General features: G+C 69.1%; 12 protein-coding genes and 4 pseudogenes. 4 read left to right on the top strand and 12 right to left on the bottom strand.

Annotated elements, in window-relative coordinates:
* The first annotated feature begins 1 nt into the window (after window position 1).
* Together D9753_RS35715 and D9753_RS35710 are read left to right on the top strand one after the other, a co-directional pair.
* Window positions 2–1120, top strand: coding sequence for a fatty acid desaturase family protein (locus D9753_RS35715; protein WP_121790747.1), 1119 nt, complete (start codon window positions 2–4; stop codon window positions 1118–1120).
* A 299-nt stretch (window positions 1121–1419) separates the two neighbouring features.
* A pseudogene (locus D9753_RS35710) lies at window positions 1420–1974 on the top strand (ATP-dependent DNA ligase); the annotation flags it as partial.
* 201 nt (window positions 1975–2175) lie between these two features.
* Here D9753_RS35710 and D9753_RS35705 read toward each other — a convergent pair.
* The gene (locus D9753_RS35705) at window positions 2176–2742 is read right to left on the bottom strand and encodes a VanZ family protein (protein WP_394346790.1); all 567 of its coding nucleotides are present in this window, start codon (window positions 2740–2742) and stop codon (window positions 2176–2178) included.
* 492 nt (window positions 2743–3234) lie between these two features.
* On the opposite strand from D9753_RS35705, the pseudogene D9753_RS35700 reads away from it, so the two are divergent.
* Window positions 3235–3363: pseudogene (locus D9753_RS35700) on the top strand (IS5/IS1182 family transposase); the annotation flags it as partial.
* 184 nt (window positions 3364–3547) lie between these two features.
* Here D9753_RS35700 and D9753_RS35695 read toward each other — a convergent pair.
* The 6 genes and pseudogenes from D9753_RS35695 to D9753_RS35670 all read right to left on the bottom strand — a co-directional run bounded on the left by D9753_RS35695 (window position 3548) and on the right by D9753_RS35670 (window position 8237).
* Window positions 3548–4438, bottom strand: coding sequence for an SDR family NAD(P)-dependent oxidoreductase (locus D9753_RS35695; protein ID WP_240468400.1), 891 nt, complete (start codon window positions 4436–4438; stop codon window positions 3548–3550).
* Entirely contained in the window at window positions 4410–4691 is a 282-nt protein-coding gene (locus tag D9753_RS38545) for a MarR family winged helix-turn-helix transcriptional regulator (protein WP_240468399.1), read from the bottom strand. Before D9753_RS38545 ends, D9753_RS35695 begins: the two co-directional genes overlap by 29 nt.
* Before the next feature lie 47 nt (window positions 4692–4738).
* On the bottom strand, window positions 4739–5494 hold the full coding sequence (locus D9753_RS35685; RefSeq protein ID WP_121790746.1) for an NADPH-dependent F420 reductase: 756 nt from the start codon (window positions 5492–5494) through the stop codon (window positions 4739–4741).
* A 117-nt stretch (window positions 5495–5611) separates the two neighbouring features.
* The gene (locus tag D9753_RS35680; protein WP_121790745.1) at window positions 5612–6589 is read right to left on the bottom strand and encodes an SMP-30/gluconolactonase/LRE family protein; all 978 of its coding nucleotides are present in this window, start codon (window positions 6587–6589) and stop codon (window positions 5612–5614) included.
* Between the two features lie 113 nt (window positions 6590–6702).
* Window positions 6703–7460, bottom strand: a pseudogene (locus D9753_RS35675) (dienelactone hydrolase family protein).
* 84 nt (window positions 7461–7544) lie between these two features.
* Window positions 7545–8237: an SDR family NAD(P)-dependent oxidoreductase gene (locus D9753_RS35670; protein WP_163010891.1), complete on the bottom strand. Its 693-nt coding sequence runs from the start codon at window positions 8235–8237 to the stop codon at window positions 7545–7547.
* A gap of 206 nt (window positions 8238–8443) precedes the next feature.
* On the opposite strand from D9753_RS35670, the gene D9753_RS35665 reads away from it, so the two are divergent.
* Window positions 8444–9322: a helix-turn-helix transcriptional regulator gene (locus D9753_RS35665; protein ID WP_121790743.1), complete on the top strand. Its 879-nt coding sequence runs from the start codon at window positions 8444–8446 to the stop codon at window positions 9320–9322.
* A gap of 69 nt (window positions 9323–9391) precedes the next feature.
* On the opposite strand, the gene D9753_RS37290 is transcribed toward D9753_RS35665, so the two are convergent.
* The 5 genes and pseudogenes from D9753_RS37290 to D9753_RS35640 all read right to left on the bottom strand — a co-directional run bounded on the left by D9753_RS37290 (window position 9392) and on the right by D9753_RS35640 (window position 13635).
* Window positions 9392–9610 (bottom strand): MmyB family transcriptional regulator, encoded by a 219-nt coding sequence (locus D9753_RS37290; RefSeq protein WP_240468398.1) that lies wholly within the window; start codon window positions 9608–9610, stop codon window positions 9392–9394.
* Window positions 9540–9806, bottom strand: a complete 267-nt coding sequence (locus D9753_RS39565; protein ID WP_121790742.1) for an SDR family oxidoreductase — start codon at window positions 9804–9806, stop codon at window positions 9540–9542. The genes D9753_RS37290 and D9753_RS39565 overlap by 71 nt, the downstream gene beginning before the upstream one ends.
* 781 nt (window positions 9807–10587) lie before the next feature.
* Window positions 10588–12062 (bottom strand): annotated as a pseudogene (locus D9753_RS39135) (oxygenase MpaB family protein).
* A complete protein-coding gene (uppS, locus tag D9753_RS35645; RefSeq protein WP_121791468.1) occupies window positions 12059–12778 on the bottom strand; it encodes a polyprenyl diphosphate synthase in 720 nt (239 codons plus the stop codon). The pseudogene D9753_RS39135 and the gene uppS overlap by 4 nt, the downstream one beginning before the upstream one ends.
* A gap of 563 nt (window positions 12779–13341) precedes the next feature.
* Window positions 13342–13635 carry a DUF1330 domain-containing protein gene (locus D9753_RS35640; protein ID WP_121790740.1) on the bottom strand — a complete coding sequence of 98 codons (294 nt, stop codon included), beginning with the start codon at window positions 13633–13635 and terminating at the stop codon, window positions 13342–13344.
* Window positions 13636–13689 lie beyond the last annotated feature (54 nt).

The raw sequence follows: 13689 nt of genomic DNA, 5'->3' as shown, positions 1-13689 counted from the left end.
CTTGACCGCCATCGACCCCACCGCCCACCTGACCGCGGAGCAGATCGAGGAGCTCGGCCGCGAGCTGGACGCGATCCGCGACGAGGTGATCGCCAGCCGCGGCGAGAAAGACGCCGCCTACATCCGTAAGGTCATCTCGGCGCAGCGCAAGCTCGAGGCGGTCAGCAGGGGCGTGCTGCTGTTCTCGATCTTCCCGCCCGCGTGGCTGCTCGGCACCGCCGGTCTGTCCGTGGCGAAGATCATGGACAACATGGAGATCGGCCACAACGTCCTGCACGGCCAGTGGGACTGGATGCGAGACCCGAAGATCCACTCCACCACGTGGGAGTGGGACCACGTCTCGCCGTCCGAGCAGTGGAAGCACTCGCACAACGAGCTGCACCACACGTACACCAACGTGATCGGCAAGGACAACGACCTCGGCTACGGCATCATGCGCGTCGACGAGGACCAGAAGTGGCACCCGTTCCACCTCGGCCAGCCGCTGTGGAACTTCATCAACGCCTGCTTCTTCGAGTACGGCATCGCAGCGTACGACCTGGAACTCGGCAAGAACCTGCACAAGCGCCGCCGCAAGAGCCCGGAGTTCCGCGCTCAGGCCAGGGCCGTCGGCCGCAAGATCCGCAAGCAGGTGCTCAAGGACTACGTGATCCACCCGCTGCTGTCGGGCCCGTCGTTCCTCACCACGCTCGGCGCCACGTTCACCGCGAACCTGGTCCGCAACATCTGGACCCACTCGGTGATCATGTGCGGGCACTTCCCCGAGGGCGTACAGGTCTTCGAGCGCCGGTCGATCAAGGGCGAGACGCGCGGCCAGTGGTACCTGCGCCAGATGATGGGCTCGGCGAACATCAGCGGCAGCAGGGCCATGCACTTCATGACCGGCAACCTGTCGCACCAGATCGAGCACCACCTGTTCCCGGACCTGCCGAGCAACCGGTACGCCGAGGTCGCTGTGAAGGTGCGCGCGCTGTTCGAGAAGTACGAGCTGGAGTACGTCACCGGGCCGCTGCCCAAGCAGGTGTTCTCCGCGTGGCACAAGGTCTTCCGGCTCTCGCTGCCGAACGCGAAGCCCAAGGTCGAAACGCCGGACCGCGAGCAGGAGCTCGTCGCGGCCTGATTCCCGGTATCGGCTCAGATCTCCCGGCCGTACCGGCGGCACCGCCGGTTTCGGTGAGATCCGTTGCGGACGGTGGGCGGCCACGACATCAGACCGTACGACACGGGATCCGGGCAGCCCGGTGTCCGGCTGCGCTGCCTTGACGACGCCAGGAGCTCAGCACACAGCCCCCGGCGAGATGTTGTAGTGCGCTGACCTGCCGTGGTCGGGCCGGTAGTCGGGTGCGTACGCGCACTCGGTACGCCGGCGGGCGGGCTGGGTGCAAGGCATGGGCTGTGACGTGGACACTGCCGGAACCGATGCTCGCCGCCCCTGTGTCCGACCCTGCGCTGCTGACGGGGTGGGCGGGTGAGCCGAAGCGGGATGGATTCCGAGCCCTGGTCTCCGTCGATGCAGGTCGGGTGGTGCTGCGCTCCAGGCGCGGCACCGAGATGCTTCCGGCGTTTCCGGAGATTGGGGCCGGGGCCGTGCAGTTGCCGGACGCGACCGCGCTGGACGGCGAGTTGGTCGTATGGGACGCCGCGGGCCGCCTCGCGTTCGAGCGGCTGCAGAACAGGCTTGCCCGGCGCGGTGCCGGGGCGGCCCGGGCGGCAGAGGAGTGGCCGGCCCACTTCGTCGCGTTCGATCTGCTGAGGCTGTCCGGGATGGAAACGACCTCCTGGCCGTACCGGCGGCGCAGGGCCGCGCTGGAGTCCGTGTTCGCCGCCCGCCGGCTGTCGGCGCCGTGGGCTCTGTGCCCGTCGACCACCGATCCGGACACCGTGCGTGAGTGGAGACGTGGACGTCCGTCGGGATGGAGGGCGTGCTATTTCAAGCGGCTGGACAGCGTGTACGAACCTGGAGTACGCGGGTGGCGGAAGTACAAGGTGCGCGAGACGACCGAGGCGATCGTCGGCGCGGTCACCGGCTCCCTGGCCGCCCCCAGCAGTCTGCTGCTCGGCAGGTTCGACGACGATGGCCGCCTTCAGTACACCGGCCGCACCACTACCCTCGCCCAGGCGGCGAGTAGCACGGTCGCTCCGGCGAGGGGCGGCGGAACAGGGGGCGCGGCGCACCTATGCCGGGTCTTCAGCAGTCAGCTGGCGTTTGGTGAACCGGTGCCACCAGTGGCGGCGTCGGGGATGCACTGCGAGACCCATCCGGCGGCCGATCAGCAGGTAACCCATGAGGGCACCCGTGGTGTTGAGCAGTACATCGTCGACGTCGAAGGCGCGCCCGGTAATGAGGGCGCCTTGGACGAGTTCGACGAGGATCATCACGAGAGCGGTGGCCGCCGCTACGCGGACCAGTCCTCGCGTTCGGGGTACCAGTACCGGCAACAGCACACCGAACGGTATCCCCATCACGATATTGCCGCCGAGCTGCTTGACTGTGTCAGGGGCCATGGGCTGCGCGAGGTACGCACGGATGGAGTCACCAGGGCGCAGGTTATTGTGCGTCAGCGGCACGGACGCTGCCGAGGGCTCCAGAGTCAGCCGGGCCAGAACCACCGCGAATACGACCGTCCCCGCGAAAGCCAGCATCATGGCCAGCACCCGACCGAACGTAGACATGGGAGGTTTTCCGGGGACCCACTCCCCAGGATCCTTAGCGGTCTTGTCATGCAGGACTATCCGCGCCATTACGAGCTCCCAGCCAGAGGTAGTTTGCTTGGACGTTCCGATACCCGAGCTGTGGAGCGGCGAGCTGCGCGGCGGTTCACGCAGGGACCGCACGTGTCCGTACAGTCGGCTCGCCCAGGAGACGGTGGGCGAGCATGGGGCGCAACAGCGTGTCGTCGGGTACCTCAGCGACCGTGGCGGACATTGACCACGGATCAGTTTCGATTGTGTCATGGCCGGGTTCGCTGGCGCGATGCCCGGGTTGTTTTGGACCTTGGTGTTGGCGACCGCAGCCGACGGCCCAGCCAGTGGAGACGGGATCACGACCGGCTCGTGCACGCGTCACGATGGCGCAAGGTCTGCCGCCTTCGACGAGCCTCAACCGGGCCCCGTGTGACGCTGGGGTCGCGGTCCCACGACATCGAGACCGAACTGGTCGGCGAACCCCGGCCCAGGGAAGGACCCGGAGCGCGCGGTGACCCTGGCCCTGGCCCACCTGCGATGCGGCGACCCCGCTGCCTCGGCGGGCAGGCGATGGCCACTCTCGAGGGCTGGCGCCTCCTGCGAAAGCTCCGTTGCAGCACCAACCGAATCACCGCCATCGTCAAGGCCGTCCTCGTCCTTCACCACGCCTCAACCTGAGGTTGGAAGTGGCTCACTGCCGCCGCTGTTCTGGACCCATGTGAATCCGTACGGCCGGTTCGAGCTGGACATGAACAGCCGCCTCGACCTGGACCTGTCCATCCGGGGCTACGGTGCCAGGCCCGGATACCCCGCAGAACGAGGCAGCCGCAACCCCGGCGTGACAACCGGTTCCGGGTCGGCCCTACCTCGCGAGGGGCTCCACCCCGAGGAGGGCTGCGGTTTTGGTGTAGACGGTGCGGGCGAGGGCGCCGTTCAGGGCCAGGCGCGAAGGGGTGTCCGGCTGGGACTCGCTGAAGAAGCCACCGCTGGGGCGCGGTGCGGGCGAGGCGCTGGCGAGCCAGACTGGGGTCTGCACACCTTCGTCCGGAATGATGGCGAACGGGCGGAACAGCGGGGCGGTCAGCCGCATCAGGCCGCCGGCGTTGCTGTTCATCGCGGTGCCCTTAACCATGCCGGGATTGGCGTTGTAGAGGCTCATACCGTCGGGCAGGCGGTGTGCGAGTTCACGCGCGGCCAGGAGGCTGACGAGTTTGCTCGTCGCGTAGACGTTGATCTGGTTGTAGAAGCGCTTGCACCACGATGTTCCCGTGACATCCGGATCGGTAGCATCGAGCTTGCCGCGCTTTTCCACGAACGAGGACATGTTGATGATCCGCGCTTCGAGCGTGAGCACTCCTTCGGCCAGGAGGGCGTGGGTGAGCAAGAACGGGGCGTGGTGATTGAGCGCGTAGGTGCACTCCACGCCATCCGGCGTCTGCTCGTACCGGGGGAACGCCGCCCCTGCGTTGTTGATGAGGACGTCCACCGGGTATCTGTCGGCGGCCAGTTCCGCTGCCAGTGCCCGTACCTGCGACCACTGTTTCAGGTCAGCGGTGTACGTCGTCGGCGGTACCGCGTCACTGCCCGCAGGGGCCAGGCCGCGCAGGTTGTCGGCGGCGGCCCGGGTGCGCGTCGCGTCCCGGCCGACGAGGCTCCACCCGTGATGACCGCGGTCCCGCTGCTCATTGCTGCTCCTTTTCACAGTGTCCTTGGCGCTGGCGGCCTCATCTGTCGGGCGGGGACCGTCGATCACTTCGCGGGAGAAGCGTGTGCAGGCGCAGCCTGCTCTCGTGGTCGAGGAGGGCGAAGGGTGAGTGCTCGGTGGTGTGCTGGATGAGGTGATCGCGCAGCGCGCATCCCTCGGGGGTGAGCCGGATGACTTTCGCGCGGCGGTCGGCAGGGTGGGGCACGCGGCAGACCAGGCCGCGCTTCTCCAGCCGGTCAATCATCGACGTGGCGGTTGAGGCGTCGCACTGCAAGAGGTCGGCCAGACGGCGCGAGGTCATCTCCCGCCCGCGACTCAGCCTCCACAGCGCATCGGCCTGAGTGTCAGTCAGCCGCCGATGGAGCCGCCCACGGAGCCTCGGACCGCCTGGTCGATGAGCTGCTTGACCCGGTCGGCGGGCACCGGCTCGCCCTCGGTCTCGCGGAACCACCGCTGCCACTCCGGCTCGTGCCAGTCCTGTCGCATGATCGAGGCCGGGCGCTGGCCCTGGTACGGCTGGACATAGACGGGAGTACCGGGCTCGCAGCGCCAGCTGTCGGCGAGAGTGCCGATGTCCACGGCGTCGTAGCCCAGGACGTCCATCAGACGAGTGACCTCCGTCTTGGCGGCCGGGTCATCGCCGGCCACGGGCAGGGCACTGCGGTCCGGTGCGCCGGCGGGACGGGCCCGGCGGTACAGGCGGATCCAGTCCATGTTGTGGAGCGCCTTGACCACACGGGAGCCGGCCAGATGCCGCTGGAGCAGCTCACTGGAGGACACTTCGGCGCTGTCCAGTTCGGCGATGCGGCCGTCGCGGTCCGGGTAGTAGTTCATGGTGTCGATCACGGTCTTTCCCGCGAGAGCGTCGGCGGGGAGCCTGTCGTAGACGCCCAGGGGGACGGTCGCCACGACGATGTCGCCCGCCTTCGCCGCCTCCTCCGGGGTGGCCGCGCGGGCCCGGTCACCGAGCTCGGCGATCAGGTCGGCGAGGGTCTCGGGGCGGCGGGAGTTGCTCATGACGACGTTCAGGCCGGCGGTGACGGCGAGACGGGCGAGCGAGCCGCCGATCATGCCGCTTCCGATGAATCCGATGGTCTGGGTCACAGTGGTGTACCTCCATGTCGAGCGCGCCCGGAAGAGGCGCCCTCTGTGGGCGGGGGATGAGTCCTGGGCGGACCCCAAGGGGAGTGCACAGGCGTAGGTCTGGGAGTGGTGCGGCGGTCAGTGACCGTGGCGGACCAGGCGGGCGTGGAGCAGGTTGGGGTCGGTGGCGGTGGTGTAGGCGGCGCTGGGGATGTAGACGTCCTTGCCGCGGACCGCCACAGAGGTGGGGTTCTGCAGTCCATCGGAGGCGTTCAGGACGGTGGTGTTCTTGCCGTCGTCCGTGATGCGCACGATCTTGTTCGGCTTGTTGAGAGCGGCGAGGATCTCGTTGCCGCGGCCGGTGAAGGCGAAGTCGTCGATGCCCTGGAGACCGGTGGCCTGTATGGCCGGCCTTCCCGCGCGGTGGTCGTTGCCGATGGGGATGCGCACCACGGTGCCCTGGTCGAGGTTGGTCACCCACAAGGCGCCATCGTGCACGCGTGCGCCGTTGGCACCGAGGAATCCGTGTGGAGTGAGTTCGGGTGCGGTGGACCAGGCCGTCGCGCGTCCGCCGTGGGAGGGCACGGACCATACCCGGCCGAGGACCGAGTCCGTGATGTAGAAGGCGTTCGAGCGGAGGTCAAAAGCCAGTCCGTTGGGCAGGCTGTTGGCCGGGAGGGCCGCGATGCGTTCCGGCGTCTTGTGTCCCGGCTTCAGGCGCCACAGACCGGTCAGGTCCTTGGTGCCGGTGGCGTACAGGGCGTAGAGCGTTCCGTCGGGGGTGCGGGCGAGTCCGGTGGCCAGGGCGAAGCCGAGCACAGGGGTGTGGACGCCGCCGTCGGCGGGCGCCGGCAGGGTGGCCAGGATGTGCGTCGTGCCATTGGGCTCGATGCGCGCCACCTGGTGGGCTCCGGCGAAGGTCACGTCCACGGAGCCGTTCGGCTCGATGAGGGCGTTCTCCGGGCTCTGCCCCTTGGCCATGTCGAAGTGAGCGACGATGTCGGTGCGGGAGACCGGATCCGTGGCGGCCTGCGCGGCAGTCGCGGTGGCAACCGTCGCGAGAGTCAGACTTGCCGCGGTCGCGGCAAGAACGGCGCGCGTGATTCTGTTCTTCATGATTACTCCTGGAATTCGAGGAAGAGTGGCATTTCCCTCGAAAAGGGCGATCTGAGGGAGAGAGGGCGCAGAGGCGCTGGGAGAGAAAGAGCAGAGAAGGAGGGGAACCCGGGTCACAGGTGCCGACCGAGCAGGTTCAGCAGGTTGGTCCAGTGGCGTTCGGTGGCTTCGGCGTTGTACGCCTCGGTGTCGGCCATGCTGTAGCCGTGTTCGGCGCCGGTGTACACCTCGGTGCGGTGATGGACGCCGGCGTCGGCGAGAGCCTTGTCGAGGCGTTCGATCTGCTCCGGCGGCATCGAGTGGTCCCGGTCGGCGTGACCGAAGTACAGCTCGGCGGTGATCCGGTCGGCGACCAGATGGGGACTTTCAGGATCATCGTCGGTGGCCAGGCCCCCGGCGTGGAATCCCGCAGCGACCGTGACCTTCTCCGGATGGCTGGCGGCGGTGAGCAGGGCCAGGCGGGCGCCCATGCAGTAGCCGGTGATGCCCACCGGTTGTGGGGCGACTTCCGGGCGGGTCGCCAGCCATGCCAGGTAGCTGTCGGCGTCGCGCGCCACCGCCTCCGCGGTCAGCTTGCCCATGATCGGGAAAATCTGCTCGAAGAGGGCTGGGCGGTCGGCTGAGGCGATGAAGTCGGGCAGCGGGACAACGGGGCGCGCCCGTGGCGGTAGAAGACGTTGGGAACCAGAACGGTGTAGCCGGCCACAGCGAGCCGGTCGGCCATCTTCTGCGGCTGGGGACGCAGTCCGAAAGCGTCCATGTAGAGCAGTACGGCCGGGTGTTGGGCGTCGTCGTCGGGGTGGGCCAGGTAGGCGTCGGCGGTGCCGTCCTGGGTGGGGATGTCGGCGTTTGTTCCGCGTATGGCGGTCATTGGGGAGTTCCTTGCCGGGTTGGGGGCTCGGCCTGTGCGCGTCATGGCCCGGTGGCCGTGTCGAGGGCCGCCGGATCGGGGGCGTCAGCAGCGCGGAGCGGGCCCGAAGGCGGGGTGGTCAGGGTAGAGAAGTTCCGCCTGCCACCAGCCCTGCGGCTGGTGGTGCAGGTCGAGGTAGGCCGCGGCCAGGGCCTCGGGGGTGAAGCGCGGGTCGTCGCCTCCGATGTAGCCGGTGACGGTCACGGTGGTCACGTGTACGCCGGTGCCCTGCTGCTGCTTGTACAGGGACTGGACGTAGGCGCGCAGTGCCGCTTTGCCCACCGACAGCGAGCTGTACTCGGGTGAGGGGTCGAGGGCGAGACCACCGCCGGTGAACAGCAGGCTCCCGCGGTCGTCCGGCAGGAGCGGGAGGACCGTCCGGGCCGCGACCATGGCCCCGGTGACGTTCACCGCGAGGGCGCGGGCGAAGTCCTGCGCGTCCAGTCCGGTGGGCGTGTCCGCGGCCAGCAGGGCCGCGTTGTAGACGAGCACCTCCGGCGCGCCGAGCTCGTCGGCGGCCTTGACGAGCGCTGCTTGCAGAGCCTTGGGATCGGCGGCATCCGCCTGATAGGCGTTCGCCGTATGGCCTTCGGCCACCAGTCCGGACGCGTATTCCTCCAGGCGCTCGGCGCCGCGGCCGAACAGCGCCACCGGGTTGCCGTCCCGGGCGAAGGCTCGGGCGAGGGCCAGACCCAGGCCGGGGCCCACACCGACGATGAGCGCGGATCCCTTGCTCACGATTGCTCCTCCAACTGCCGAGTGTTCCTGCGGCCCCGTGACAGCGCGGCGACCGGACGTCCTGCCTGCGACGAGCGGACGATTCCGGCCGCGGCCGGGGCGGCGGACTCCATGCAACCTTCCGGGCGAGGGATGTGGGAGAGCCTGATGACCCAGGCACTGGCAGGACCTCCCAGGTCACGCTCACGCGGACCTAGCCTCGGAGCATGGACAGGCATACACAGATCCGCGAATTCCTGACGTCCCGGAGAGCGAAGATCACCCCGAAGCAAGCAGGGCTACCGGTCTACGGCGGTGGCGCACGGCGCGTTCCGGGTCTGCGTCGCGAGGAGGTCGCCCTGCTGGCGGGGGTCAGCGTCGACTACTACACCCGCCTGGAGAGGGGCAACGCGCGCGGTGTCTCCGACAGCGTTCTGGACAACCTCGCGCGCGCCCTGCAACTCGACCAGGCCGAGCGCACCCATCTGTTCGACCTGGTCCGTGCGGCGAACGCAGCCGCCCGCCCCCGCCAGGCCGTCAAGCAGCAGATCCGTCCTGCCGTCCAGCGCATCCTGGACGCCATGGCCGTTCCGGCCTTCGTCCGCAACGCACGCCACGACACCCTGGCCGCCAACCAGCTCGGCCGCGCCCTGTTCTCACCGATCATGTTCGGTCAGGCCCTGCCGGTGAACAACGCCCGGTTCATCCTCCTGGACCCGCGCGCGGTCGACCTCTTCCCCGACTGGGAGGACGTCGCGGGCGACACCGTCACCACCCTGCGCTGGGCCGCCGGCCGCAACCCCTACGACAAGGGGCTGACCGACCTGGTGGGCGAGCTGTCCACGCGCAGCGAGTTCTTCCGCACCCGCTGGGCCACGCACAACGTGCGCATCCAGTGCAAGGGCCGCAAGGCGTTCCGCCATCCCGCCGTCGGCGATCTGGCACTCTCCTACGAGTCGATGACCATCGATGCCGATGCAGGGCTGACCTTGGTCGCCTACAGCGCCGAACCCGCAACGCCCTCCGAGGACGCTCTGCGCCTGCTGGCCAGCTGGGCGGCCACCGTCGAGGGCGAAGAGAACATGCGGCAGCCGTCGACCACCTGATGTCTTGGCTGGCGGACGGCCCTGGGCCCGCGCACCCGGCGGTGATCGAATCCGCCGAGTGGCAGGGCCTCAGCCGGTGGCAGCCTGGGTGCTCTGTTCGCCCTCGACCGTGGCGGCCCAATCGGCCAGCCGACGAAGGGCCTTCTCGGACAGGGAGTCGGGCTCGGCACTGTAGACGGTGAGAATCAGGCCGGCGTCGGAGTCGACGGTCATCGACTCATAGGACACAGTGAGGTCGCCGACGGCAGGGTGGCGGATGCCCTTCACACCACCGCGATGGATGCGCACGTTGCACCACCTGAACCCTCTGATCGAAGTCCTCCGGAAGGCCGGTCCCAGTGGTCTCCAAGGCGTGGCGGAGCCGCCGAGCGGCGATAGCCGGCGTGTCACGGACGAGAGCCACCACATCGCCGTCGGAGGCGAGCAGCTCGCGCAGGAGGTAGGAACCGAGGAAGCCGGTGGCTCCTGTCAACGCCGTCAACATGTCATGCACTTCCCAAGGGGCATCAGGTGCGAGCGCCCGGCTTCGCACCGCGAGAATCTCTGTGATGGGAAACGATCACTGTCCGGTCAGGTCACCGGGGTCGTCGTCTCGCGGCCGACCGCTTCCAGCTCGGCTCCGGAGCCTGGGGCGCGCCCAGCGCCTCCACAGCGCCGGACACGGTTGCTAGCGCTGCCGGAGGCCGGGTGGACGCTGGCAACGGTGGTCCTGTTCGGATCTCCCTCCCGCTGGATCTCCGGGACCCTATTCTGGCTGTGGCCTCCTGGTCGTCGGTGTACATCACGGGTGACTGAGAGTCGGGTCGGCTCTGCAGGCATGAACCCGTTCGCAAAACCAGTCGATTTCCCACCACAGCGCTCGGGTTCCAGGCGCACCCCCATCGACATTTCGCTAACTCGCGCGCTTCCTCCCGAACCGCGCAGAAGATCCGTCGCCAGGAGCAGCGCTACCGGTACGCCCAGGAGCAGCTCATCGCGCTCGGAGCTCCGCGGCCGCGGCCCGGAGCCGATCCGGCGATCTGGCTGCGCGAGGCTCTGACCGCGGTCGGTGCTCGCAACGTCCGCCACCGCGGCGCCCACCGGTTCTGCGGACAGTCTTCATGTGTTGCAGCCTGGCTGGCGACGCCACCAGAGCGACGAGTGCGTGGATGAGAAGGGCGCGTCAAGGAGGCCCTGCCGCTCGAGGAAGTTCGCGGGCACCTGAGCCGCAAGTCCGGACGTGGGTACAGGAGCGTGCAGCCGTGGCCGCCACATGCACGAGTTCGTTAGGCGTCGGCGAGAAGAGGGCCGTACGGGGTGCTCGTGCGTCGGCCCGACATGAAGGAGAGGAAGTCGCCCACGAAGGTGCTCCGGCCGTAGGCGCCGTCGGTGGCGGTGAGGTCGCGGTGGAAGGCGGTGCGGAAGAGGGTCCGGTACTCGTCAGCATCGATGCTCCCGCTGCCGTCCTTGTCGGTGGCGTCGAAGAGCACCTCGGCGACGCGGATGAGCGCGGGTCCGGCGAGGGAGGGGACGGCGGCGGCGTACTCGTCGGCGCTGACGCGGCCGTCGCCGTCCGTGTCGAGGGCGGCCTGGAGCTCGCGCCACCAGGCGGCGAAGGCGTCGTAGAGCCGGGTCTCCTCGGGCTCGTCCAGGTCGAGGCGGGTGGAGAGTTCGCGTGCCATGGCGGCGAGGTCAGGCCAGTCGAGGTGGCCGTCGCCGGTCTGGTCCAGCACCTGGCGGAAGAACTCCTCCCCCGCCGAGCGTCGGCCCTCTCCCGTGCCCGCGGAAGGCGCCGGGTCCGGGCCGGTGCCGGCGTCGCCGCCCAGCGCGGCGTGAGGAGACGGAGCAGGGCCGATGCCCTATTCATGCGGGCGCGCAGGGCGGTCACGGTCCGGGCGCGGGGGTCGTCGCTGCCAGGTGAGAGTGAGAGGGCTTCGATGATGCTTTCGGCGTTGATCCAGCCGTCGGGCAGGAAGCGGGCGAGCCCGGCGGCGAGGTAGGCGCCCTGCATGAGGGTCTGGGCACCGGGCATCTCCGGCAGCCCGGCCCTGCGCCGGTATGGCTCGGGGAGCGAGGCGACGGTGATCGCGCCGAGGAGTGGGCCGGCGACGGCCCGGCCGGCCGCCCACAGCGTCGGCGCGCCCTCGAGCAGTGCTGGGGCGGGCAGGTGGTCGAAGAGCCGGTAGAGGATGACGCGGGCCGCTTCGGTGTTCTCCAGCTCGTTTTCGACGACCCGGTCGAAGTACCGCCAGAAGTCGTTCAGGTCCTCGGGGAGTTCTGCGGCGTCGCCGTCGAGCGTGGCGAGGAACGTGCGGTACTCGGCGTACATCCGCTCCATCGTGTCCTGGTCGAGCGGCTGGCCGCTCAGCCGGCACATGGTGACGGCGCTCTCGAAGAGGGTGGCGACCACCCAGGCGCGGGTCGCGCGGTCCATCGCGTCGTAGGCGCGGCCGCGGGAGTCGGAGCCGCTCATGCGGGCGTGCAGCCGGTTGAGCCGAGCGGCCTCCCGTTCGCGCACCGCCGAGTCGGTGCCGAACATGCGCCGCATGCTGAGGAAGGTGTTGCGAAGCCTGCGCCAAGGGTGGGCGACGAAGGTGGAGTTGTCGACGAGGGCGGCGCCGATCTGCGGGTGAGCGGCCTCTAACACGGTGGCGCGGACCATGGCCAGCGCCCAGCGCGGGTCGTCGAAGAAGGTACTGAACTGCGATTCCGGGCCGAACAGAGGTGTCTCGTCGGCCGTTCCCGTGGTTCCGGTGGTCATGATGGGTCTCCGTTCGTCCGGGGCGGCACGCCGCCGAAGCGGCGGTCGCGGCACCGGTAGGTATGTAGGCACGCGAGGAACTCGGGGGCCCGGAAGTCCGGCCAGAGCACCTCGGGGAAGACCCACTCGGCGTAGGCAACCTGCCAGAGCATGAAGTTGGAGATGCGCTGCTCGCCGGAGGTGCGGATGACGAGGTCCACGTCGGGGGTGTCGGGGAACGGCAGGTGGTCCGCGAAGAGCCGCTCGGTCACCTCATCAGCGGGCGTCTTGCTGCGGATCAGCGACCTTGCGGCCTCCACGATGTCCCGGCGCCCGCCGTGGTCGAAGGCCACGGTCAGCGTCATCCCCCGGTTGTCGACGGTCAGCGCCGCCAGATCGGCGAAGTCTCGGGCCAGTTCACGGGGGATACGCGGGTCGGCACCCCCGAGGAAGCGACAGCGGATGCCACGGGCCAGCAGTAACGGCGCGTGCTTCCGAACGACCCGGCGGACCAAGCGCATCAGGTAGTCGACCTCGGTGCCAGGGCGGTTCCAGTTCTCGGTAGAGAAGGCGTACAGGCTGAGCCACTCGACACCGGCGGCCCGGGCCGCCTCGATGATGTCGATTACGGTAGTCTCCGCAGCCCGGTGGCCCGCCGTCCGGGGAAGCGAACGCTGCTGCGCCCAACGGCCGTTGCCGTCCATTACACAGGCTACGTGCCGCGGCACCGCACGCACCGGCCCGTCGTCCTGCCATTGCTCGTCGCCGTACTGTCGCCCGCCCTGCCGGTCCTCCGTCGCCGGGCGTGCGTGCGGGACGCCGTGATCCGTCACGCCCAGCCCCGTCTCACCCGGAGCGGCACGGTCGGCCCTACCACGCTCGGTCACGCCCACCCCGTCTCGCCCCCCTCGCCCATACCCACGCCCCACCGGAGCGTTCCCTCCCAGGAGTCTGACGGCGCGAAAGGGTCCTGACCGGCAAAACAGGTGGCTGTCACCCGTGGCTCATATGCCCGATTCCCCAGTTCCGGCATCGGTAGCTTTCTCCGGTGACCGCGATCGACAACCTCGTCCGCCTCCCCCGCCCCGCCGAGCCACCGTCGCCCGGTGGACCGGGCGTGGGCCGAACAAGCCCTCGGCGTATCGCGATCTGGCTGTCGGTGCGGCTGATGGTCGCGCACGCCGGATGGCAACGGGAGTGGTCCGGGGTGTTCCGGCCGCCGTCGCGCGCCCGGCGCGCTGACGAGCCGGGGTGATCCCCGCAGTCGGCTCCGTGTTCGTCGCCGACGCAGCCTCGATCGTCAGTCGAGGCCTTCGATGATGCGGAAGTCGCGCTCGACGCCGTCAGCAAGTACGGCCAGCGCCTCCTGGTAGGCCGCACTCTCGCGTGCGGCGACCGCCTGTTCGAAGCTGTCGAACTCGATCAGGACGGTGCGCTCGGCGATTCCGGCGTCGTGTGCGACGACCCGGCTGCCGAGGGAGAGCAGCCGCCCGCCTGCGGCCTTGACGGCTGGACCGGCCAGCTTGTCGTAGGCAGCCACCTTCTCGGGGTCTGCGATGGTGCGGTAGACGCTGACCCAGTAGCCCTTGGCCACGGTACCTCCTGTGTTCGGAATTGATGCTCAGAAGCATGCTCAGATCCATGGCCG

The organism is Streptomyces dangxiongensis, from assembly GCF_003675325.1.
Taxonomy (GTDB): domain Bacteria; phylum Actinomycetota; class Actinomycetes; order Streptomycetales; family Streptomycetaceae; genus Streptomyces; species Streptomyces dangxiongensis.
This window is presented reverse-complemented; position numbering and strand designations above follow the sequence as displayed.